At 59.1% G+C, this 21,466-nt stretch carries 24 protein-coding genes; 20 read left to right on the forward strand and 4 right to left on the reverse strand.

From position 1 onward, the window contains the following. Positions 1–141: 141 nt before the first annotated feature. From rsxD to gloA, 5 genes are all read left to right on the forward strand, one after another. A complete protein-coding gene (rsxD, locus tag BGO64_RS01015; RefSeq protein WP_010674314.1) occupies positions 142–1,194 on the forward strand; it encodes an electron transport complex subunit RsxD in 1,053 nt (350 codons plus the stop codon). 43 nt (positions 1,195–1,237) lie between these two features. Further along, entirely contained in the window at positions 1,238–1,870 is a 633-nt protein-coding gene (gene rsxG, locus BGO64_RS01020) for an electron transport complex subunit RsxG (RefSeq protein ID WP_286700014.1), read from the forward strand. 16 nt (positions 1,871–1,886) lie between these two features. Next, on the forward strand, positions 1,887–2,645 hold the full coding sequence (locus BGO64_RS01025) for an electron transport complex subunit E (protein ID WP_010674312.1): 759 nt from the start codon (positions 1,887–1,889) through the stop codon (positions 2,643–2,645). A gap of 14 nt (positions 2,646–2,659) precedes the next feature. Next, complete coding sequence (gene nth / locus BGO64_RS01030; protein WP_005302279.1) at positions 2,660–3,301, forward strand: endonuclease III; 642 nt, start codon at positions 2,660–2,662, stop codon at positions 3,299–3,301. A gap of 77 nt (positions 3,302–3,378) precedes the next feature. After that, positions 3,379–3,786 carry a lactoylglutathione lyase gene (gene gloA, locus BGO64_RS01035; RefSeq protein ID WP_010674310.1) on the forward strand — a complete coding sequence of 136 codons (408 nt, stop codon included), beginning with the start codon at positions 3,379–3,381 and terminating at the stop codon, positions 3,784–3,786. 69 nt (positions 3,787–3,855) lie between these two features. Here gloA and BGO64_RS01040 read toward each other — a convergent pair whose 3' ends face one another. Continuing rightward, positions 3,856–5,487 (reverse strand): methyl-accepting chemotaxis protein, encoded by a 1,632-nt coding sequence (locus BGO64_RS01040; protein WP_286700015.1) that lies wholly within the window; start codon positions 5,485–5,487, stop codon positions 3,856–3,858. A 295-nt stretch (positions 5,488–5,782) separates the two neighbouring features. On the opposite strand from BGO64_RS01040, the gene BGO64_RS01045 reads away from it, so the two are divergent. The 15 genes from BGO64_RS01045 to BGO64_RS01115 all read left to right on the forward strand — a co-directional run bounded on the left by BGO64_RS01045 (position 5,783) and on the right by BGO64_RS01115 (position 18,599). Then, positions 5,783–6,712: a ZIP family metal transporter gene (locus BGO64_RS01045; protein ID WP_041212823.1), complete on the forward strand. Its 930-nt coding sequence runs from the start codon at positions 5,783–5,785 to the stop codon at positions 6,710–6,712. A gap of 142 nt (positions 6,713–6,854) precedes the next feature. Further along, positions 6,855–7,613, forward strand: coding sequence for a substrate-binding periplasmic protein (locus BGO64_RS01050; protein ID WP_286700016.1), 759 nt, complete (start codon positions 6,855–6,857; stop codon positions 7,611–7,613). 100 nt (positions 7,614–7,713) lie between these two features. Continuing rightward, positions 7,714–8,406, forward strand: coding sequence for a 5'-methylthioadenosine/S-adenosylhomocysteine nucleosidase (mtnN, locus tag BGO64_RS01055; protein WP_010674306.1), 693 nt, complete (start codon positions 7,714–7,716; stop codon positions 8,404–8,406). Between the two features lie 26 nt (positions 8,407–8,432). After that, on the forward strand, positions 8,433–9,365 hold the full coding sequence (locus BGO64_RS01060) for a cobalamin biosynthesis protein CobD/CbiB (protein WP_286700017.1): 933 nt from the start codon (positions 8,433–8,435) through the stop codon (positions 9,363–9,365). Beyond that, positions 9,358–10,197 carry a cobalamin-binding protein gene (locus BGO64_RS01065; protein WP_410487886.1) on the forward strand — a complete coding sequence of 280 codons (840 nt, stop codon included), beginning with the start codon at positions 9,358–9,360 and terminating at the stop codon, positions 10,195–10,197. The genes BGO64_RS01060 and BGO64_RS01065 overlap by 8 nt, the downstream gene beginning before the upstream one ends. A gap of 101 nt (positions 10,198–10,298) precedes the next feature. Then, complete coding sequence (pseB, locus tag BGO64_RS01070; protein WP_052815491.1) at positions 10,299–11,303, forward strand: UDP-N-acetylglucosamine 4,6-dehydratase (inverting); 1,005 nt, start codon at positions 10,299–10,301, stop codon at positions 11,301–11,303. Continuing rightward, positions 11,300–12,442 carry a UDP-4-amino-4,6-dideoxy-N-acetyl-beta-L-altrosamine transaminase gene (gene pseC, locus BGO64_RS01075; protein ID WP_286700018.1) on the forward strand — a complete coding sequence of 381 codons (1,143 nt, stop codon included), beginning with the start codon at positions 11,300–11,302 and terminating at the stop codon, positions 12,440–12,442. Before pseB ends, pseC begins: the two co-directional genes overlap by 4 nt. Then, complete coding sequence (locus BGO64_RS01080; RefSeq protein ID WP_286700019.1) at positions 12,433–13,278, forward strand: aldo/keto reductase; 846 nt, start codon at positions 12,433–12,435, stop codon at positions 13,276–13,278. The genes pseC and BGO64_RS01080 overlap by 10 nt, the downstream gene beginning before the upstream one ends. Continuing rightward, positions 13,275–14,030 carry a cytidylyltransferase domain-containing protein gene (locus tag BGO64_RS01085; protein WP_286700020.1) on the forward strand — a complete coding sequence of 252 codons (756 nt, stop codon included), beginning with the start codon at positions 13,275–13,277 and terminating at the stop codon, positions 14,028–14,030. Before BGO64_RS01080 ends, BGO64_RS01085 begins: the two co-directional genes overlap by 4 nt. Beyond that, positions 14,027–15,316: an aminotransferase class III-fold pyridoxal phosphate-dependent enzyme gene (locus BGO64_RS01090; RefSeq protein ID WP_286700021.1), complete on the forward strand. Its 1,290-nt coding sequence runs from the start codon at positions 14,027–14,029 to the stop codon at positions 15,314–15,316. Before BGO64_RS01085 ends, BGO64_RS01090 begins: the two co-directional genes overlap by 4 nt. Next, positions 15,317–16,261 (forward strand): hypothetical protein, encoded by a 945-nt coding sequence (locus BGO64_RS01095; protein WP_104452757.1) that lies wholly within the window; start codon positions 15,317–15,319, stop codon positions 16,259–16,261. After that, on the forward strand, positions 16,243–16,806 hold the full coding sequence (gene pseH / locus BGO64_RS01100; RefSeq protein WP_286700022.1) for a UDP-4-amino-4,6-dideoxy-N-acetyl-beta-L-altrosamine N-acetyltransferase: 564 nt from the start codon (positions 16,243–16,245) through the stop codon (positions 16,804–16,806). The genes BGO64_RS01095 and pseH overlap by 19 nt, the downstream gene beginning before the upstream one ends. Continuing rightward, the gene (pseI, locus tag BGO64_RS01105) at positions 16,803–17,843 is read left to right on the forward strand and encodes a pseudaminic acid synthase (protein ID WP_227656141.1); all 1,041 of its coding nucleotides are present in this window, start codon (positions 16,803–16,805) and stop codon (positions 17,841–17,843) included. Before pseH ends, pseI begins: the two co-directional genes overlap by 4 nt. A 16-nt stretch (positions 17,844–17,859) precedes the next feature. Next, the gene (locus tag BGO64_RS01110) at positions 17,860–17,997 is read left to right on the forward strand and encodes a hypothetical protein (RefSeq protein WP_234921667.1); all 138 of its coding nucleotides are present in this window, start codon (positions 17,860–17,862) and stop codon (positions 17,995–17,997) included. 53 nt (positions 17,998–18,050) lie between these two features. Beyond that, entirely contained in the window at positions 18,051–18,599 is a 549-nt protein-coding gene (locus tag BGO64_RS01115) for a GNAT family N-acetyltransferase (protein ID WP_050498282.1), read from the forward strand. 67 nt (positions 18,600–18,666) lie between these two features. Here the strand turns inward: BGO64_RS01115 and BGO64_RS01120 are convergent, their stop codons facing one another. The 3 genes from BGO64_RS01120 to fliS are packed head-to-tail and all read right to left on the reverse strand — an operon-like array spanning position 18,667 to position 21,466. Next, positions 18,667–20,751: a motility associated factor glycosyltransferase family protein gene (locus BGO64_RS01120; protein ID WP_286700023.1), complete on the reverse strand. Its 2,085-nt coding sequence runs from the start codon at positions 20,749–20,751 to the stop codon at positions 18,667–18,669. A gap of 11 nt (positions 20,752–20,762) precedes the next feature. After that, entirely contained in the window at positions 20,763–21,056 is a 294-nt protein-coding gene (locus BGO64_RS01125) for a hypothetical protein (RefSeq protein WP_048207387.1), read from the reverse strand. Beyond that, a complete protein-coding gene (gene fliS / locus BGO64_RS01130) occupies positions 21,053–21,466 on the reverse strand; it encodes a flagellar export chaperone FliS (RefSeq protein ID WP_041212815.1) in 414 nt (137 codons plus the stop codon). Before fliS ends, BGO64_RS01125 begins: the two co-directional genes overlap by 4 nt.

A 21,466-nucleotide genomic window follows, 5' to 3' on the forward strand; every position in this document is an offset into this window, starting at 1 on the left:
AACGCCGTTGAGGCCCCGGCCGCCGCATCCGGACCCGCCGCCGAGGTGGACCCCAAGAAGGCGGCCATCGCCCGGGCCAAAGCCAAGAAGCTGGCGGCCGAGGCTGCCTCCTCCCCTTCGACCGATAAGAGCCACTGATCCATGTTCAATATCGCGAGTGCGCCTTTTGCCCACAACCGCAAACAGACCCAGACCCTGATGGTGCTGGTGATCCTGGCCTGCCTGCCCGGCTTCCTGGCGCAGACCTGGTTCTTCGGCTGGGGGACCCTGATCCAGATCCTGCTGGCGCTGGTCACGGCCCTGGGTTCGGAGGCCCTGGTCCTTCGCCTGCGCGGCCGCCCCGTCAAACCGGCCCTGCTGGATGGCAGCGCGGCGCTCACCGCCGTGCTCATCGGTCTCTCCCTGCCCCCCTTGCTGCCCTGGTGGATGCTGGTGCTGGGCACGGCGTTCGCCATCATCATCGCCAAGCATCTCTATGGCGGGCTCGGTCAGAACCTGTTCAATCCTGCCATGGTGGCCTATGTGCTGCTGCTGGTCTCCTTCCCGGTCCAGATGACCAGCTGGCTGCCCCCCTCCAGCATCGCCGCCTACGACATCGGCTTCGCCGATGCGGCCTCGGTGATCTTCACCGGCTTCAGCCTCGACGGCTACAGCATGCTGCAGCTCAAGCAGGGGGTGGATGGCCTGACCATGGCCACGCCGCTGGATACCTTAAAGACCGGGCTGACCCAGGGGCTGACCGCCACCGAAGTGATGACCCACAAGGTCTTCGAGGGCTGGGGTGGCATCGGCTGGAGCTGGGTCAACCTCGGCTACCTGCTGGGAGGCCTCTTCCTGCTCCAGCAGAAAGTGATCAACTGGCGCATTCCGACTGCCGTGCTGGGCGCATTGCTGCTCGCTGCCACCCTGGGCTATCTGGCCACCCCGGATGCCACCGCCACCCCCATGCTGCACCTGTTCAGCGGTGCCACCATGCTCGGGGCCTTCTTCATCGCCACCGATCCGGTGAGTGCCAGCACCACCGCAAAGGGGCGCCTCGTCTACGGTGTGCTCATCGGCGTGCTGGTCTATGTCATCCGCCGTTTTGGCGGCTATCCGGATGCCTTCGCCTTCGCCGTGTTGCTGGCCAACCTGTGCGTTCCCCTGATTGACAGTCTGACCCGCCCCAAGGTCTATGGAGCCCGTCGCAAATGAACCCACATCTGAATTGCCGCAGACGCGAGACAGGGAGCCTCCCATGTTGAAAAGCATGCGCAAGAATGGCCTGACCCTGGCCCTCTTTGCCCTCTGCTGCACCGCCATGGTGGTGCTGACCAACGAACTGACCCGGGATCGCATCGCCCACCAGCAAGAGCTGGAGAAGCTGCGCACCCTGCAGGCCCTGCTGCCCGAGGGGAGTTATGACAACGATCTGGTGGCCAGTTGCAAGCTGGTCAGCAGCCGGGAATACCTGGGCAGCGATGAGCCCATGCCCCTCTATACCGCCACCCTCAAGGGGGTGCATACCGGCTACGCGCTGGAAACCGTGGCCCCCGATGGTTACAGTGGAGCCATTCGCATGGTGGTCGGCACCGATGCCAAGGGGGCCGTCAGCGCGGTCAGGGTGCTGGCCCACAAGGAAACCCCGGGGCTTGGTGACAAGATAGAGCTGAAGAAATCCAGCTGGATCGAAAGCTTCATCGGCAAGTCCCTCACGGCCGACAACGACACCACCTGGGCGGTGAAGAAGGATGGCGGCGAATTCGACGCCTTCACCGGGGCAACCATCACCCCGCGGGCCGTGGTCAAGGCGGTGAAAAATTTGCTGAGGCTGCAACAGGAGCACCCCGAACTGCTGCACGATGCCCCCTCCTGCCATACCAACCCCTAACGCCGGAGCACACGCTATGGAACAAGTCGACGTGATTGACACGGCCAGCCAACCCGCCGGGGAAAGTGGCCGCCGCGAAGAGCTCAAGGAGCTGATGCTGCAGGGACTGTGGAAGAACAACCCCTCCCTGGTGCAGGTGCTGGGACTCTGCCCCACCCTGGCGGTCTCCTCCACCTTTACCAATGCGTTGGGGCTCGGCCTTGCCACCATGGTGGTACTGGTCTGCTCCAACCTCGCCGTCTCCCTGGTGCGCAACTGGGTGCCCAAGGATATCCGCATCCCGGTCTACGTGATGATTATCGCGGCCCTGGTGACCAGCGTGCAGCTGTTGATGAACGCCTACACCTACGGCCTCTATCAGGCGCTCGGCATCTTCATCGCCCTCATCGTCACCAACTGCGTCATCATCGGCCGCGCCGAAGCCTATGCCTCCAAGAACCCGCCCCTGCTTGCCGCCCTCGACGGCTTCATGATGGGGCTGGGCTTTACCCTGGTGCTGCTGGTACTGGGGGGCCTTCGCGAGATCATCGGCATGGGCACCCTGTTTGACGGTGCCGAGCTGCTGCTGGGTGACTGGGCCAAGTCATTGCGCGTCGAGCTGTTCCACGCCGACGCCAGCCTGCTGCTGGCGATCCTGCCCCCCGGCGGCTTCATCGGCCTCGGTTTGATGATCGCCGGCAAAAACGCCATCAACGACTGGATGGGCCGCAAGCAGAGTGCCGAGAAGGCCCACTGCACCGTGCCGGCGGCGGGCGCCCGCACTACCCAGCTCTGAGACAAGAGAGAGCCATGAACAACCAGAAACGCAGGCTGATCCTGGAGCGGTTGCGCGATGACAACCCCCATCCCACCACAGAGCTCAACTTCACAACGCCCTTCGAGCTGCTCATCGCCGTGCTGCTTTCGGCCCAGGCCACCGACGTGAGCGTCAACAAGGCCACCGACAAGCTCTATCCGGTGGCCAACACCCCCCAGGCCATGCTGGATCTGGGGGTGGACGGGGTCAAGGAGTACATCAAGACCATCGGCCTGTTCAACACCAAGGCCGAGAACGTCATCAAGACCTGCGCCATTCTGCTGGAGCGCCACGGCGGCGAGGTGCCGGAGAATCGCGAGGCCCTCGAGGCCCTGCCCGGCGTCGGCCGCAAGACCGCCAACGTGGTGCTCAACACCGCCTTCGGCTGGCCCACCATCGCCGTCGACACCCATATCTTCCGGGTCTCCAACCGCACCGGCTTTGCCGTGGGCAAGAACGTCGATCAGGTGGAGGAGAAGCTGCTCAAGGTGGTCCCCGCCGAGTTCAAGCTGGACGTGCACCACTGGCTCATCCTGCACGGGCGCTACACCTGTCTCGCCCGCAAGCCCCGCTGCGGCTCCTGCATCATCGAAGATTTGTGCGAATACAAAGAGAAGGTCTATCCCGAGAGTTGATCTGCAGGCCTCTGCGGATCCGGTCTCGGGCCATGGATTCAAGGCAGTACCAATCCACCAACCCGGAGAATTGAGCAATGAGAATTCTGCATACCATGTTGCGCGTCGGCGATCTGCAACGTTCCATCGACTTCTACACCCGAGTGCTGGGCATGACACTGCTGCGCAAGAGCGAGAACAGCGAATACAAGTACACCCTGGCCTTCGTCGGCTACGGCGACGAGAAGGATGAAGCCGTCATCGAGCTCACCTACAACTGGGGGGTGAGCGAGTACGAGCTCGGTTCCGCCTATGGTCACATCGCCCTGGAAGCGGACGACATCTATGCCACCTGCGAGGCGCTGCGCGCCGCCGGCGCCAAGATCACCCGCGAACCGGGCCCGGTGAAGGGCGGCACCACCGTCATCGCCTTCGTGGAAGACCCGGACGGCTACAAGATTGAGCTGATTGCCAAGAAAGACGCCGGTACCGGCCTGGGCGCCTGAGCCCACGCCGCCTGGCGGTGAGAAAAACAACGGGGCCCAGGGCCCCGTTTTCATTGGCTGCGGCCACCGTCAGGCCAGGCGGAAGCGCCCCATGCTCTGGCGCAGACCCGCCGCCAGCTGGCTCAGCTCCAGACAGGCTTTGGCGGTATGATCCGCGCCGGTCGCAACCTCGTTGGAGGAGTCGTTGATGCGCGCCACGTTGCGGCCCAGCTCATCGGAGACCGCATCCTGCTCGCCACAGGCACTGGCAATCTGGATCGCCATGTCGGCTATCTGGGCCACCGCCTCTTCAATCTGACGAATGCCCGCGCTGGTGCGTTCGCTCTGACTCACGCACTGGCGGATCATCTCGCAACTCTGGCCGGTCACCGACTTCGCCCGGTTGGCACGGGCCTGCAGGGTCTCGATGATGGCGACGATTTCGCCGGTGGAGGCCTGGGTACGACCCGCCAGGGTGCGCACCTCGTCGGCCACCACCGCAAAGCCGCGCCCCTGCTCACCGGCACGGGCCGCCTCGATGGCGGCATTGAGTGCCAGCAGGTTGGTCTGGTCGGCAATGCCGCGAATGACATCCACCACCAGGTTGATCTGGGCGGACTCTTTCTCCAGTTCACTCACCAGGTTGCCCGCCTGCTCCATCTCACCGGCCACCCGGGTGATGGCATCCAGGGCCCCCTGCACATCCTGACTGCCACGACGAGCCAGGGCATTGGCGGAGCTTGCCGACTCCGAGGCCACCTCGGTGTTGCCCGCCACATCCGCTACCGTCGCCTTCATCTGGGCCATGGCGGTGGCGACCTGGGCTATCTCCTGCTGCTGGCTCTGGATCCCCTGGGATGATTGCTCGGAGACAGCGCTCACCTCCTCGATGGCGGCCCCCAGCTGAGTCACGGCGGCGGCCACCTCCTCGATGAGCCCACGCAGGTTGTCCTGCATCTTGAGGGAGGCGCTGGCCAGCATCCCCAGTTCGTCCTGCCCGATGTGCTGGCGATCCAGCCGATGGGTCAGATCCCCCAGGGCGATGGCATTGGCCTGGGCCACCACGGCTTGCAGGGGCAGGCAGATCTGGCGGGTGAGGAACCAGGTCATGACCCCCATGAAGATCAGCAGGGTCGCGATGCTCACCACGGCAAAGGTCATCACCATGGTGACGCTGCCAAGCAGGCTGCCACGGTTCTCTTCCACAAAGCCAAGATTCACTTTCACCAGTGCACGCACCACCAGCTCCAGCTCGGTGTAGAGCCCGTTCGAGCGAAACAGCGCCTCCCTGGCCTCATCCCTGCTGCCCTGGAACAACAGGGCATCCACCTGGTTGACGGCCCCCAGATATTGCAGCCACTGCTGCTTGACGCGGTTGAAGGCCTGGCGTTCATGCTCGGCCCCCACGGTTGCCTCGTAGGCATCCATGACCTGCTGCACCTTGCCCAGGCTCTCCTGGATGCGGGCGCGGCGAACCTGCCTGTCGACGGCATCTTCCACCATCAGCAGGGCAAACTGGGCACGGCGCACATAGGAGACGTCGTAGAGCAGGTTGTCCACCGAGAGCACGCTTGGCAGGGTGGAGTCGGTGAAGTTCAATACCCGATCCCGAATGTCCCGCAGTTCGGTGGCGAGAAACAGGCCGAAGACGGCGTTGATGACGGCAATGACCGCAAAGACGGCGGCAATCTTCTTGCCGATGGAGAGATGCTTGTAAGACATGTTGGCTGGTGATCCTCGACTGCAGATGTGCAGTGACACAATGATCACATCCGTGTAAGCGGTGACCCGAGACTCCTGACGGGAAATGACGATGGGAGCGAAGAGAGGGGATCCCTTGCTTCCCGCTCGCCCCACGCCGGGCCTTGTGCCCGCCACGAGGCTGCCAGCACAGGAGCGACCAACTCGACGCAAAACTTGAGCCGATTGCCACAATCGGTCCGCCGTCATGGACAAAGCAGGGGCCAGGTTATGTAATGGCCGCTCGTCTCTCCCCATTCCTGTCTTCAGAGGCTCCATGGACAACGTATCGACCCTCTCCCCTTCCTGGTCTGTCCAACTGCGCGAGCAGATAGCAGATCGCCCCCTCATCGCCCTGGGGCTGCTGCTCGCCCTGGTCGCCGTGCTGCTGCTCCTGGTGCAGAGTCTCGTCATGCTGGCAGCAGGAGAGATCACGGCCGGGGTACGCTATGGCCTCATTGGCGGCGCTGCGGGTTTTGCCGCCACGGCGCTGGGCGCCCTGCCTGCCCTGTTCCTGCGCGCCGTTCCCCAACGGGTGGAAGATGCCATGCTGGGGTTCGCCGCCGGCATGATGCTGGCGGCGAGCGCCTTCTCCCTGCTGCTGCCGGGGCTCGAGGCCGCCGAGGGGATCACGGGTGACGGCTTCCTCGCCGCCGCCGTGGTGGTGGCCGGCATGACCCTCGGGGTGCTGCTGATGCTGGGACTGGATCAATTCACCCCTCACGAACACGACAAGACCGGCCCCTGTGGTCCCGGCCATGAGAGCTGCTCACGGGTCTGGCTGTTCGTCTTCGCCATCGCCCTGCACAACCTGCCCGAAGGCATGGCCATCGGGGTCAGCTTCTCCCAGGGGGACATGACGGTGGGACTGCCCCTCACGACCGCCATTGCCCTGCAGGACATTCCCGAAGGGCTGGCGGTGGCGCTGGCCATGTGCGCAGCCGGTTTTCGCCCGCCGGTGGCCGTGCTGGTCGCCATCGGCAGCGGCCTGCTGGAACCGCTTGGCGCCCTGCTCGGGGTCGGGCTCGCCAGCGGCATGGCCATCGCCTACCCCATCGGCCTCGGGCTCGCGGCTGGTGCAATGCTGTTTGTGGTCTCCCACGAGGTGATCCCGGAAACCCATCGCAACGGCCACCAGACCCACGCCACCCTGGGCCTGATGGCGGGCTTCGCCCTGATGATGACCCTCGACACCGCGCTCGGCTGATCACCCCCCTCAAGCCCCGTACGCCCGGTGACGACAGCGCGAACCCCTTGAAATAAGAGGGGGAAATCGCCTAATGTTGAGCCCCCGGCGCCCTTTGACTGGTTGATGTACGGCGCCTGAATCCCATCGGAAGCCTGCCCGGATGACCCTCAGGATAATCCTGCTGCTGTGTCTGCTTGTCCTCACCGCCAGGGCCATTGGCGCCACCGAGGTCTTTCATACGGCCGCGCAGCAGGCGTCGTCCCCCAAGTACGTGACGCTCCCCGACGGGCATGTCGGCGGGATCTGCGTCGATCTCTTCCGGCTCATGGAAGCAAGGGAGCCAGCCCTTCGCATTGAGGGAGATCAGCGCTTCCTGCCGCTACGACGGCTGGAAAAGAAGGTGCAGCACGGTCAGCTGGACTTCATCTGCGGCGTGGGGGAGAGCCCGGCCAGGCGGGATCACTTCATCGTCCTGACTCCCGCCATCTTCACGGTGCGCTACCACCTGGCGGTGCGCCGTGACGATCCCGTCGAGATACGCAGCTGGCAGGATGTCAGGGCCCTCGGCCAGGCGGGCATCATCCTCATCAACCATGGCAGCGGCGCCATCGCCCGGCTCCAGGATATCGGCGGCCTCATCATCGACAGCGGCGGGATCAGCAACCAGGCCAACTACGAGAAGTTGTTGATGAAGCGCGGCCGTTTCGTCTACTACCGCTCCCCGGGGTTTGAGTCCGACTTGCGCGAACAGGGGCTGGCCGACAAGATCCGCATCCTCCCCACCGTGATGGAAGAGACTCCCTTCTACATCCTGTTCCATCGCCACAGTGCCCCCAAGCGCCTGACCCTGTTCGCCAACACCCTGCAACGGCTCGCAGACAGTGGTGAACTGGCCGCCCTGGCCAGACGCTACCCCTGACCCCCCATCCGCGCCATCGCAATGCTCGGCGCCACCGCCAAGTTTTGCTATCATCCACGCCAACTTTTTCGGCCCAGCGGCCATCGAGACGAGGTAGATGATGAAAGTAGGTATTATCGGCGCCATGGAGCAGGAAGTAGCCCTCCTGCGCAGCCAGCTGAGCGAGCCCACCACCCTGCAACTGGGCGGCTGCGAGTTCTATCAGGGCAAGCTGGCCGGTAAAGAGGTGATCCTGACCCGCTCCGGCATCGGCAAGGTCGCCGCCAGCGTCGCCACCAGCCTGCTGCTGGAGAAGTTCGCTCCCGATTGCGTCATCAACACCGGTTCTGCCGGTGGCTTCGCCCAGGATCTGCACATCGGTGACGTGGTCATCGCGAGCGAGATGCGCTTCCACGACGTGGACGTGACCGCCTTCGGTTACGAAATGGGCCAGATGGCCCAGCAGCCCGCCGCCTTCCCCTGCGACGAAAAACTCATCGCCCTGGCACAAGCCTGCATTGCCGAGCAAGGCAAGCACCAGACCAAGGTCGGGCTCATCTGCACCGGTGATCAGTTCATGTGCAAACCGGACGCCATCGCGAAAGCCCGTGCCGACTTCCCGCAGATGCTGGCGGTGGAGATGGAAGGGGCCGCCATCGGCCAGGTGTGCCACATGTTCAAGGTGCCCTATCTGGTGGTACGGGCCATGTCGGACATCGCCGGCAAGGAGCAGGTGGAATCCTTCGATGCCTTCATCGAGGTGGCGGGTCAACACTCCGCCGAAGTGATCATCGCGCTGCTCGGCAAGCTGTGATCGACGCCCCCTCCTGGGATGCCCTGATGACCGCCCTCGCCTCCACGACGGCGGCCATCATGGTGGGGGCCGCCCTGCTGGAGGCCCTGCTGCCCTGGCCCGCACGCTTTCGACCCGGCGCAGCCGTGCCTCTGCTCACCCGCCTCGGCCAGAAGGTCTATCGCCCCGACGGCACACCGCGCCAGCAGAGCCAGGCCGGGCTCCTTGCCCTGCTGGTGGTCTGGGTGCCCTGCGCTGCCGGTCTCTGGGCAATGCGCAATCTCTCCCTGTCCGAGCCCCTGTTCGACCTCCTGTTCCTGCTGCTGATGCTCGAATCCCGCCCCTTGCGGGAACTCGCCCGGGGGAGCCGCGCCCTGGCGACCCAGGAGACGCTGGTCGTGGCAAGGCTGCAGGTCGCCCCCTGGCTCAAGCGGGAAACCGGCAAGCTCTCGGTGATGGGGTTGAACAAGGCGGTGAGCGAGACCTGCGTACTGCGCCTCGTGGGTCAGTGGGCCGCCCCCCTGCTGGGCTTTGCCCTGGCCGGGGTACAGGGTGCCCTGCTGGTGCGGCTCGCCCAGTTGACCCATCTGGCGTGGAACCCCAAGCAAAGCGCGTTCGTCCACTTCGGCCGCCCGGCTGCGGCGCTCTATCAGGGTTTCTGCACCCCCGCCATCCTGTTGCTGGCGCTCCCCCTGTGCCTGACCCAGGTGCGCGGGCTGGGCAACAGAGTGCGGCCTGCGCTGCATTGGCCCCATCCCGCCATGGGGGTCCTGCTCGCGCTGCTGGCCCGGGCGACGGGCAGCCGACTCGGCGGCCCCCGCTACTATCAGGGCCAGCTGGTGCGCTTTCCGGTATTTGATGAGGGGAGCGAACCCGATGCCAACCTGCCCCTGCGCCTGCTGCAGCGTCTGCAACTGACCGGCTGGGGCTGGCTCGGGCTCTCGCTGCTCCTGACATGGATGGCGCTCAATCATGGCTGATCGCGTTTCCCTTCGTGCCCTGGGCCTGTTTGTCTGCCTGCTGGGCACCTCACTGTGCGCCATGGCCACCCCGCCGCAGCGCATCGTGAGCCTCACTCCCCATCTGACGGAACTGCTGTTCGATATCGGCGCCGGGGATCGCGTGGTCGCCACCGACGATGCCTCCGATTACCCCGCCGAGGTGACCAACCTCCCCCGGGTGGCCAACTATCGCAGCATCAACCTCGAGGCGCTGCTGGCCCAGAAGCCGGATCTGGTAGTGGCCTGGCGCTCCGCCCAGGCCCGCATGCTGGGCCCGGTCGAGCGCCTCGGCATCCCCGTCTTCTACTCGGAGCCCACCGACTTTGCCTCCCTGGCCACCGAGATGCGCAGCCTGGGGCACCTTCTCGGGCTCACGTCCAGGGCCGACGAGCAAGCCCGCGCCTATCTGACCCGGCTCGACGCCCTGGCTGCGCGCTACGGCGAGCCCAAGCCCCTGTCGGTCTTCTATCAGCTCTGGTACCCGCCGCTCACCAGCGTCAATAATTCGACCTGGCCGGGGCAGGCCATCACCCTCTGCGGCGGACGCAACATCATGGCGAAGACGGGAGCAGCCTACCCCCAGGTCGGGCTGGAGCAGGTGATCAAGGCCAATCCCGGGCTTATCCTGGCTGGCGGCCGGGATCCTTCCGTGCTGGATCACTGGCGGCAGTGGCCCATGCTGGACGCCGTCAAACACCAGCGGCTCGCCCTCATCAACGCCGATGAACTGCACCGCTTCACCCCCCGCGCCCTCAACGCGGTGGAGCAGATATGCGAGGCGATCGCCGGGACCAGCACGCCAACTCCTTGATGGCGCCTGCGTCACGGCGATGCTCTCTCCCATATCGTGGGTTATGGCATAAAATATGCTTTTGAATCTAACAGACACTCACTTCATAACGGGACCATGACATGTTCAACGGCAAAACGATCCTGATCACCGGGGGAACCGGCTCCTTTGGCAAGAAGTTCATCGAGGCTGTCCTCTCCCTCTACACGCCGAGCCGATTGATCGTCTACTCCCGTGATGAACTCAAGCAGTTCGAGATGCAGCAGCGTTTCAATCACCCCTGCATGCGCTATTTCATCGGTGACGTACGGGATGCCGAGCGCCTGGACATGGCCATGCACGGCGTGGACTTCGTGGTGCATGCCGCCGCCCTCAAGCAGGTGCCTGCCGCCGAATACAACCCCATGGAGTGCATCAAGACCAACATCCATGGTGCGGAAAACGTCATCAAGGCGGCCCTCAACAACGGGGTCGAGAAGGTGATCGCCCTCTCCACCGACAAGGCGGCCAATCCGGTCAACCTGTATGGCGCCACCAAACTCTGCTCCGACAAGCTGTTCGTCGCCGCCAATAATATGGCGGGCAAGCACCCCACCATTTTCTCCGTGGTACGTTATGGCAACGTGGTCGGCTCCCGGGGCTCTGTGGTGCCCTTCTTCGATCGCCTGATCAAGGAAGGGGCCAGCAGCCTGCCCATTACCCATGGCGAGATGACCCGTTTCTGGCTCACCCTGCAACAGGGGGTCGAGTTCGTGCTGACCAACTTTGCCCGCATGAAGGGGGGGGAAGTGTTCGTTCCGAAGATCCCGTCGGTACGCATCACGGATCTCGCCAGCGCCATGGCGCCGGACTTGCCCCAGGAGATCATCGGCATCCGTCCGGGCGAGAAGTTGCACGAAGTGATGTGTCCGGCTGACGACTCCTACCACACCTATGAATTTGACGACTATTACGTCATCGCTCCCAGCATCACCTTCACCAGCCGAAACAATGACTTCGCCGTCAATGCCCTGGGTGACACCGCGGTGCGGGTCGAGCACGGCTTTGAATACAATTCCCTCAATAATCGCCACTTCCTGTCGATAGAGGAATTGAAAGTCATGAATCAGCAGGTGCTCGCCGAATGATCCCCTATGGACGCCAATCCATCACAGATGAAGATATCGAAGCCGTCGTCGCCGTGCTGAAGTCGGACTACCTCACCCAGGGTGAGGCGGTTCCCGTCTTCGAACAGGGATTGGCCGACTACTGCCAGACTCCCCACGTGATCGCCTGCAGCAACGGCACCACGGCCCTGCACCTTGCCTGCGCCGCGCTGGCGCTGGGTGAACAGGATTGGGTCTGGGTATCCGCCATCAGTTTCGTCGCCTCCGCCAACTGTGCCCGCTATTGCGGCGCCCAGGTGGATTTCGTCGACGTGGACTCCGCAACCGGCAACCTCTGCGTGACGGCGCTGCGCGAGAAGCTGCAACAGGTTCAGGGCAGCGGTCGTCAGCCGAAGGCCCTGGTCGCCGTGCATCTCGCGGGCCAGCCATGCGATCTCGCCGAGATAGGCGCCCTGTGCCGAGAATATGGCGTGTCCCTCATCGAAGATGCCTGCCATGCCCTGGGAGCCCGTTATCAGGGAGAGCCCATCGGCAGTTGTGCCCACAGTGACATGACCGTCTTCAGCTTCCATCCGGTCAAGCCCATCACGACCGGGGAAGGGGGCGCCGTCACGACTCGCAGTGCCGAGCTGGCCGCGAGGCTTCGTCTCTATCGCAGCCATGGCATCACCCGGGATCCGGCGCAGTTGACCGTCGACACTCCGGGAGGCTGGTACTACGAGCAGCAGGTACTCGGCTTCAACTATCGCCTGACCGACATCCAGGCGGCGCTGGGAAGCAGCCAGCTCGCCCGCCTGCCGCAGTTCATTGACAGGCGCCGGTTGTTGGCTGCCCGCTACGACGAGCTGCTGACCCGACTGCCGGTCGAGCCCTTGCACCAGGGGCATGACAGACTCAGTGGCTACCACCTCTATGTGATCCGGGTGCAAGACCGGGATGAGGTGTTTGCCCGCCTGAGAGACGCCGGTATCGGCGTCAACGTGCACTACATGCCCATTCCAGCCCAGCCCTATTACCGTGATCTCGGCCACGACCCCGCCAACTATCCCGGTGCCCAGGCCTATTATCGACAAGCCATCAGCCTCCCCCTGTTCCCCGGCCTCTCCCTGGCCGAGCAGGATCAGGTCGTTCAGACCCTGGAGTCGGTGCTATGCGCCTAGCACTGGGTACGGTCCAGTTCGGGCTCGATTACGGCATCAGCAACCGCGCAGGCGAAGTGCAGGATCAGGAGCTCGACGCCATTCTGGCCCTGGCCCGCAAGCTGGGGGTGAATACCCTGGACACGGCCCAGGCCTACGGCAAGGCCGAGGCGAGGCTCGGGATGTGCAACACCGCCGACTTTCAGGTCATCACCAAGCTCTCACCCAATATCGATGCCGCGGATCTGACCCCCTCTTTGGAGGCCAGCCTGCAACGACTGGCTCGCCCCTGTGTCGAGGGCTTGCTGCTGCACCGCAGCCAGGACGCCAGCCCGGCCCTGTTCGAGCGGCTGGCAGACCTTCAGCATCAGGGCAAGGTGGGCAAGGTGGGCGTCTCTGTCTATACCCCCGAGGAGCTGACGCGTTGGCTCGAGCAGGGTTATCCCCTGGAGCTGGTGCAGCTCCCTGCCAATCTGCTCGATCAGCGTTTTTTGCGCACAGGCTGGCTCGATCGGTTGCAGGCCATGGGGTGTGAAATCCATGTGCGCTCCCTCTTCCTGCAAGGCCTGTTATTGATGCAGCCAACCCTTCGTCCCCCTTATTTTGACGCCTTCAGCGAACCGCTCTCGCGACTGGATGGGTGGCAGCCCCATCTCTCCCTCCTCCACAAGGCGCTTGCCCTGATCCCGGCCCTGCCCCAGGTGAGCCGCTTTGTGGTCGGCGTCTGCCACGCACATGAGCTGGCAGCGATTGCATCTGCCTATGACCATCTGCATCCTGCTCAGGACGCCGAACTGGCAACCCTCGCCTGCGACGAGCCGGCCCTCATCAACCCTGCCATGTGGAGAACATCATGATCCTCGGGATCCTGCAGGCCAGAGCCAACTCCAGCCGACTGCCTGGCAAGGTGCTCAAGCCTCTGCTCGGCGAGCCCATGCTCGCCCGCCAGATAGAGCGGCTCAAACGTTCCGCCAGGCTGGATAAACTGGTGGTCGCCACCAGCGATCAGCGCGAGGATGAGGCCATCGCGGCGCTTTGCGCCAAGCTGGACATGCCCTGTTTCCGTGGCCCGCTGGACGATGTGCTGCTGCGTTTTCATCTCGCGGCCCAGCCCTTTGGGCCCAGCCAGATTGTCAGGCTCACCGGGGATTGCCCCCTCGCGGATCCGGCCCTTATCGACGAGCTTGTCGCGCTTCATCTGGACGGTGGCTACGACTACAGCAGCAACTGTTGGGAGCCCAGCTACCCGGATGGGCTGGATGCCGAGATCTTGAGTGCCGCCACCCTCGATTTGCTCGCCGAACGTGCGCACACCCTGACCGAGCGCGAGCATGTGACCTACTACATCCGCCAGCATGCGGATGCGTTCAAGATTGGCACATTGAGTCGCACCCCCAGCCTCGCCCACCTGCGCTGGACGGTGGACGAACCCGCCGACTTCGCCCTGATCGAGCAGATATATCAGCGTCTCTACCCGTCAAACCCAGCCTTTGCCACCGACGACATTCTCGCCCTGCTGGCTCGTGAGCCGCAGTTGGCAACCCTGAACACTCAACATCAACGCAATGAGGGGCTGGCAAGCTCGCTGGCCAAGGAGAACCACTCATGAGTTCACGTTACCAGCATTCACTGACCCTGTCGGCCCGGGCCGAGCAGAGCATTCCCTTAGGGTCCCAGACCTTCTCCAAGAGCCGACTCTGCTTTCCCTATGGCGCAGCCCCGCTCTTTATCGAGCGCGGCCAGGGCGCCAGGGTGTGGGATGTGGATGGCAACGAGTACCTGGATTTTGCCAGCGGCCTGCTCGCCATCAGCCTGGGCTATTGTGATTTGGATGTGAACCAGGCCGTGATGGAGCAACTCAACCTGGGCTCCATCTTCTCCCTGCCCCACCGCCTTGAGACCGAGGTCGCCGAACAGCTGATCGCGCTCATCCCTTGCGCCGAGATGGTTCGCTTTGGCAAGAACGGCACCGACGCCACCTCCGCCTGCATTCGTCTCTCCCGCGCAGTGACAGGGCGAGAGCGCGTTGCCGTCTGCGGCTACCATGGCTGGCAGGACTGGTACATCGGCTCCACCACCCGTCATCTGGGGGTCCCGGAGTGCGTGCGCGAGCTCACCCACCGCTTCGACTACAACGACATGGACTCCCTCAAGGCCCAACTGGAAGCCCACCCCGGTGAGTTTGCCGCCGTGATCCTGGAGCCCATGAACGTCGCCTGGCCCGCCCCGGACTTTCTGCCCGGTCTGCGCCAGCTGTGCGATGAACACGGCGCCCTGCTGGTCTTTGATGAGACTATCACCGGCTTTCGTTTCCACCTCGGCGGTGCGCAGACCCTGTTTGGCGTCACCCCGGATCTGGCCGCTTTCGGCAAGGGCATGGCAAACGGTTTTCCCATCTCCGCCGTGGTGGGGCGCCGCCAGTACATGCGCCGCATGGAGGACATCTTCTTCTCCGGTACCTTCGGCGGCGATGCCATCGCCCTGGCGGCGGCGAACGCCGTGATCGGCAAGATGCGTCGGCTCGACGTACCAGCCAGGCTGGCCGAGCGAGGCCAACAACTGCTGGATGGGCTCAACGCACTGCTGGAACAAGTGAACGCCCCACGCTGGCTGCAAAGCGCGGGTCATCCGAGCTGGAGCTTCCTGCTTATCGGCGACTCCCCCAACCATTCCAGCTGGCTGCTCAAGAGCTACTTCATCCAGGAGCTGTGCAAACGGGGCATCCTCAGTCTCGGCAGCCACAACCTGAACCTTGCCCACAGCGAAGAGGACGTCCAAACCCTGCTGGCCGTCTATGCCGATATCCTGCCGGCGCTTATCCGGCTGGATGCGGACAAGGCCATTCATCAGGCCCTGGATGGCGAACCCATCCAGCCGGTGTTCAAGGTGCGTTGAGTGCTGCCACTCTGGATCTTCAGTGAAGGGGACAGGGTCCGGGGCCTGGGGCACCTCAGCCGTTGCAGCGCCTATGCGCAGGCCTGGCGACAACAGGGAGGCGTCGTCCACTGGGTGGTGGACGGTGATGCGCTTGCCAGCACCCTGCTCGAAGGGGAGTCCGTCAGCTGGGGTCGCTGGCAGCAGCAATCCATCCCCCCGCAACAGGCGGTCGCCATCGTCGACTCCTACTCGGCCAGTCTGGAGACGCTGCAGAGCATGGCAGCGGGATTTGTGCGAGTGATGTACCTCGATGACACCGAACGTCTGGACTATCCACAGGGGATGGTGGTCCATGCCAGCCCCGGTCCCCATGGTGACAAGTCCGGCGCCGCCATCTGGCGGTGGGGGCCGGGCTGGCAACCTTTGCGCCCCCCATTTTGGTCGGTCCCCACCCGAACCAGGTTTGCCGACCGTGTCGAACGCATCTTGATCATCATGGGGGGAACCGACGTGCGCGATCTGACTCCCGGGCTGGTGAGCAGGCTGCGCCAGTCCCACCCTGACATGGAGCTGAATGTTGTCAACCGGGAGCGGGACACCCGGTTGTCGGGATGCCGGCAACATCACCGTCTGGATGCCGAGCAGATGATCGCGCTCATGTCCCACTGCGATCTGGCCATCAGCGCCGCCGGACAGGTGACCTATGAACTGGCACGCTGCGGTCTCCCCGGCATTCTCGTCGGCGTGGCAGACAACCAGCGTCGTCAGCTGGCTGGCTGGTGCGGCCCGGACGCTTTCATGTCGGCTGGGTGGTGGCACGATACCGCCTTGCTCTCCCGGCTGGAGCAAGGATTGACAGCGCTGTCTGCACCGGACGAACGGGCAAGGCGGTCACAGGGGCTGCAGCAACTCATGACAGGAAACGGCACTCTGGAGGCACTTTCATGGCTCAACCAGAGATGAACCTGCAGCGCCACCTAACGCTGTCCGGTGCCACACTCATCCCCTTCGCCATGCTGGACGAACAACAGAAAATTGCCGTCTGGCAGATGCGCACGCATCCCGACATTGCCCACTGGATGAACAGTGGCGGCGACATCAGCCTGGAATCGCATCTCGCTTTCATGGCTCGCCAGCATCAGGACACCCGCAACATCAACTATCTCTGCCAGGACAACGCGGGCCCCCTCGGAGTCATCTCCTTGCACAGGCTGGACTGGCACAATCGCCTGGCCTGGCTCGGGATCTATCGCAATCCTTTTCGCCTCGACAAGGGGCTGGGCGCACGCCTGCTGAGCGCCGTGAACCAGCTCGCCTTCGACATCGCCCGTCTGCATACCCTCAAGCTGGAAGTCGCGGCAGACAACGAAAGGGCCATCAAAGCCTATCTGAGATCCGGTTTTCGCCATGAAGGGGTCTGGCGGGAAGCCGTGTATCGCCCTCAGACATCAAACTATGTGGATCTCGTGCTCATGGGGATCACTGAACAGGAGTGGAATAATTCATGACCCAAACCATGACTCGCACCTTCAATCCGACGCGATGCTTCATCATTGCCGAACTCTCTGCCAACCACGGCCACTCACTGGAGACGGCGCTGGCGACGGTGCGCTCAGCCAAGGCGTGTGGTGCCGATGCCATCAAGATCCAGACCTATACGGCCGACACCATCACCCTTGATTGTGACAATGAATATTTCCAGATCAATCAGGGCACCATCTGGGATGGCACCACGCTCCACAAACTCTATCAGGAGGCCTATACCCCCTGGGAGTGGCATGCCGCCATCCAGGCCGAGGCCCGCAAAGAGGGGCTCGTCTTCTTCTCTACTCCCTTCGACACCAGTGCCGTCGATTTTCTGGAGACGCTCGACGTCCCTCTCTACAAGATCGCCTCGTTTGAAATCACCGACATTCCTCTGATCGAGTACACCGCCAGCAAGGGAAAGCCGATGATTATCTCGACCGGTATCGCGACCCTGGCCGATATTGATGCTGCCGTGCAGGCATGCCGCCGCGTGGGCAATCATGACATCACATTGCTCAAGTGCACTTCTTCCTATCCAGCGCCGGTGGACGAGGCCAACCTGCTCACCATGCCCAATATGAAGCAGACTTTCGGAGTCGAAGTGGGCTTGTCGGATCATACCCTGGGAGAGGCCGTGGCCATGGCCGCCACCGCCCTGGGAGCACGCGTGATAGAGAAACACTTCATTCTGGACCGCACCCTGGGCGGGCCGGATGCCTCCTTCTCCATGACACCGGATGAATTCGCTCATATGGTCGAGGGAGTACGGCAAGTCGAGGCTGCACTGGGGAATGTCAGCTATCACCTCAACGACAAGACACTGCGAAACCGGCGATTCGCTCGCTCTCTCTTCGTCTGTGAGGACATGAAAGCCGGGGATGCATTCACGTCACGCAATGTCCGCTCCATCCGCCCTGCCGATGGGTTGCCCCCGGTTCATCTTCCATCCCTGCTGGGTCGCCATGCCAGCCAGGATATTCAGGCCGGCACGCCGCTGGCATGGTCATTGATTGTCTGACTGCAAGGAACATCCCATGGATCAGAAAAATGTCTTCATGGCCCGGGAAGGGAATGAATGGTATGAGCGCAACAAGAGCGCCATTCTCGGCAAGACACTGGACAACGACCCTATCTTCAAGGCGCTGGCGTATCTGGGCTGCAAGCATGTCTGAACGTGAATGAACCACCTCCGGTGGAGGTATCGTCCCTTAAAAAGGTCTGATATATGAATACAGATAAAGTCATCTTAAAAAAGAAGTTAGATGGGCAAGAGTCATCTATTACAATTCGAAACCTGACAATCTCAGATGTTACTGAGACATACTGCAATTGGCTCAATGATACAGAAGTCAATAAATACCTTGAATCTCGCTTCACAAAGTGGGATATGAGCTCGCTCCTCAAATATTTCCAGGATAAAAGCAGGAAGGAATTACTGCTTGCAATTATTGATGATGATACAACCACTCACATTGGCAACGTGAAAATTTCAAGTGTAGACCCATACCACAATAGAGTTGACATAGGTATTGTTATTGGCGATAAGAGATTTTGGGGGAAAGGTATTGCCACGGCAGCAATTGAAATCGTCACTAACTATTGCTTTACCAACCTCGGGGTTCACAAGGTCACTGCTGGTACATATATTAACAATAAAGCATCAATTAAAGCTTTTTTAAAAAATAATTATATGATTGAAGGTGAAATGCAAGATCATTATTTGACACCTTCAGGGTGGGTAAATGGCATCTATATGGGAAAACTAAGAAAGTGATGTATGTGCTAACTGACCTGCATGTCATTTATATTGTAGGTCAGTAGCACCTTTGTAGCTTTGAATATTAGTGATCAAACAGTCCATGTTCTTTTCTATCAACACTGCTGAGTGCACGGACATATTTATTTTTTATAGCTACAAAGTATTCCACCATGATTTTTATAATATCATTTATTGTTTTGTATAAGTCGTCACAAACATCAAATCTATACAGAGTGGAAAGTATAACGCTATAAGAATAATTGATTGAACCAATCAAGCATCTATATATGTGCTCATATCCATTCACTCTCATAGCAAGAAGATAATCACGAACCTTCAACATGTTCGACACAATATCTTCCCTAGTCGAAAAGCATTTATCCCAATCTCGAATGAACATATCAATAAAGTCATTAAACAACTCTATATGAAAGTTTTCTTCCAACTTATTAACATCTATATCCATAGGCTTATATATATCATTGACGATATGATTCAATAAGCTATTTTTATCACAATAAAAATTATTAAAGGATATATCATTTATTCTTTTTGGTACAGCACCTTTTATTTTAGCACCATCTGAACAGTTATAAAAAAGGACATCAGCATACGCTTCAATAAGATTTTCCATAACCGTTCTTGAACTAATCATCATGTTGGTTGTTTCTACTTCACCACCAAAGTTGCCGGGCACAAGATGATTGCTTTTTTTATTAACTTGAATTGATAACTTGTCTTTCTGATTGCCTGTGTCGTCAAAATAAAAGCTGAGTTTAGAATGATGGTGTGCATTGCTTTTATATCCATTATCAATGCCAATTAGATAAATATTCCTAAAGCCCAAACGACATGCTGTTGCCAGGCCGGTGTTCCCCACTAATGGGTTAGCAGAACTAAGAATGTCTCTAGTACGTGCAACCGAAGAATGCATTTTAATAAGAGGGAAACCAGGCTCAAAAGATTTGAAAGCTAGGCCAACTCTATCAAATTGCTTGGCACAATCAGGATGGATAACGTCCACACTTAAAAACAATATTCCTTTCAAGTATTGGTCATCTTTTAATAATAAGTGTGAGTCAGGTACGACCTTAGTTCTCTCAACCTGTACGTGAATATCCGGCTGTATACCTGCCTTATATAATGAAGATAGTGCACTACCACAGCTTAGTATAATTACTTGGTGTTGACAGGACTTTAACTTATCTATAGCGATATCAAGAGATGGTCCATTACCGATCACAAATACCGGAATATCTCTCCATTTATCATCCAAAGACTTTCCTTTGACAAGAAAAGGAATATTTTGCCTTATATTTTCAACGCAATGCGACAAGGCAATAACATTGTCATCAAAAAAGCCCCATCCGCTAATCAAAAAGAAAAATTCCTGTTTTGTCCTGGTAATAAGCTCAATTATTTCATCACTCTTATAGTGCCAGAAACCAACAGTTGCAGCAGAAAGATAGGAACCTATTTTTGCAGAGGCAACAGTAATGTCTTGTATTACTTCATCTTTGTTTTGACCAAGAAAAATATGAATACCAAGCTCTTCTTCATTTAGATACTCAAGCAGCTTGTACCAGTCAAAGGTAAATAAAGATGCATAAAAAAGATCGAAGTTCGGCTCAATAACAAAAAGAATTCTAGGGCGACATTGCTCATAGAGGTAAGATAACTGATACCCTAACCCAACTCCGTACATAAGCATCAGAGGAATATCTTCCCCAACCTTGCTGATTGGCATCAGTTTCTCAGAGGCAATGTCCCTAACTTTCATCATTTTATTCATGTAGTCCACATGAATAAAGTCAATTGGATTATCTTCTTTTGAAAATTCTATCGTCTGAATAGATCCTGGACTATTTAAAACTGCCCCAATCTGATCTTCACACTCTTTATAAGGATCGTCACCATAAAATGACATGTTAGAATCATTCCAGCGTAAGTTAGGAATGCCATTTTCACCGCAGAAAAAACTGAACCCGCTCACTGGATTATATGATTTGAATTTTTCATATATATCTGGGATATAATATGAAAATGCAGTCATATTCATTTCAAATCTGGCAGGAAGTACCTCCAGCATCGCTTGTTCTTGTTCTTGTTGAGCACGCAGGCGTCCTAGTTCAACTTCCAGAGAGTTTATCTTGCTTTCGAAGTCCATATTGAACCTGCTTACCTTGAGTTTGCCTTGTATATGTTGCTTATTTTTTCTGCAGACAGAATGTTTTTAATTTGTTGCTGCATCTTAGACTTTTCATCTTCGACTAATGATCGCAATTTATTTTCTCTCTCTAGTTCTGCAACCGCTACACTAATAATTTCCTCTGATATGTTTTTTGCATCAATAATATTTTTCAATAAGCAAAGCCTCTTATCTGCAATCTGATGAGCCAAATCAATATCCTGAGACAGGATTGCCTGTTCAAGCTGATCGCTCAATTCAGACAAGAGGCTACTCTCATTCATATAGCAACCTTATTTGCCAAAACCTGCTTGCGTTCTTCTTCTGGGATAGCATCCCAACCACTTTTAATTGTAAGCATTAGTTTACTGACTTCATCTAACGGCGCTACGTCCATATTACGACTTGAGTCCAATAGGCGTTGTTTCATGTAATCGTAAAGAGCGAACAAGTCCTCAGGTACTTTACCATATGAAAGATCCAACGCGTCCTGTAAACCGTTAATCAGTGCCATACTTTTGGAAATCGCAATAGACTTATTTTCGAAATCCTTGCGCTCTATTGCCCCTTTCGCTTGAGCAACACGTTCAATACAGCCTTGCATCATCAACTGAATAACACGATAAGGATCAGCAACAGCCATTTCGGCTTGAAGGTTCTGGGTTGTGTAAGCTTTAATATGCTTGTGATACAT

This window comes from Aeromonas sp. 62-46, assembly GCF_001898585.1.
GTDB classification, from domain to species: Bacteria; Pseudomonadota; Gammaproteobacteria; order Enterobacterales; family Aeromonadaceae; genus Aeromonas; species Aeromonas caviae.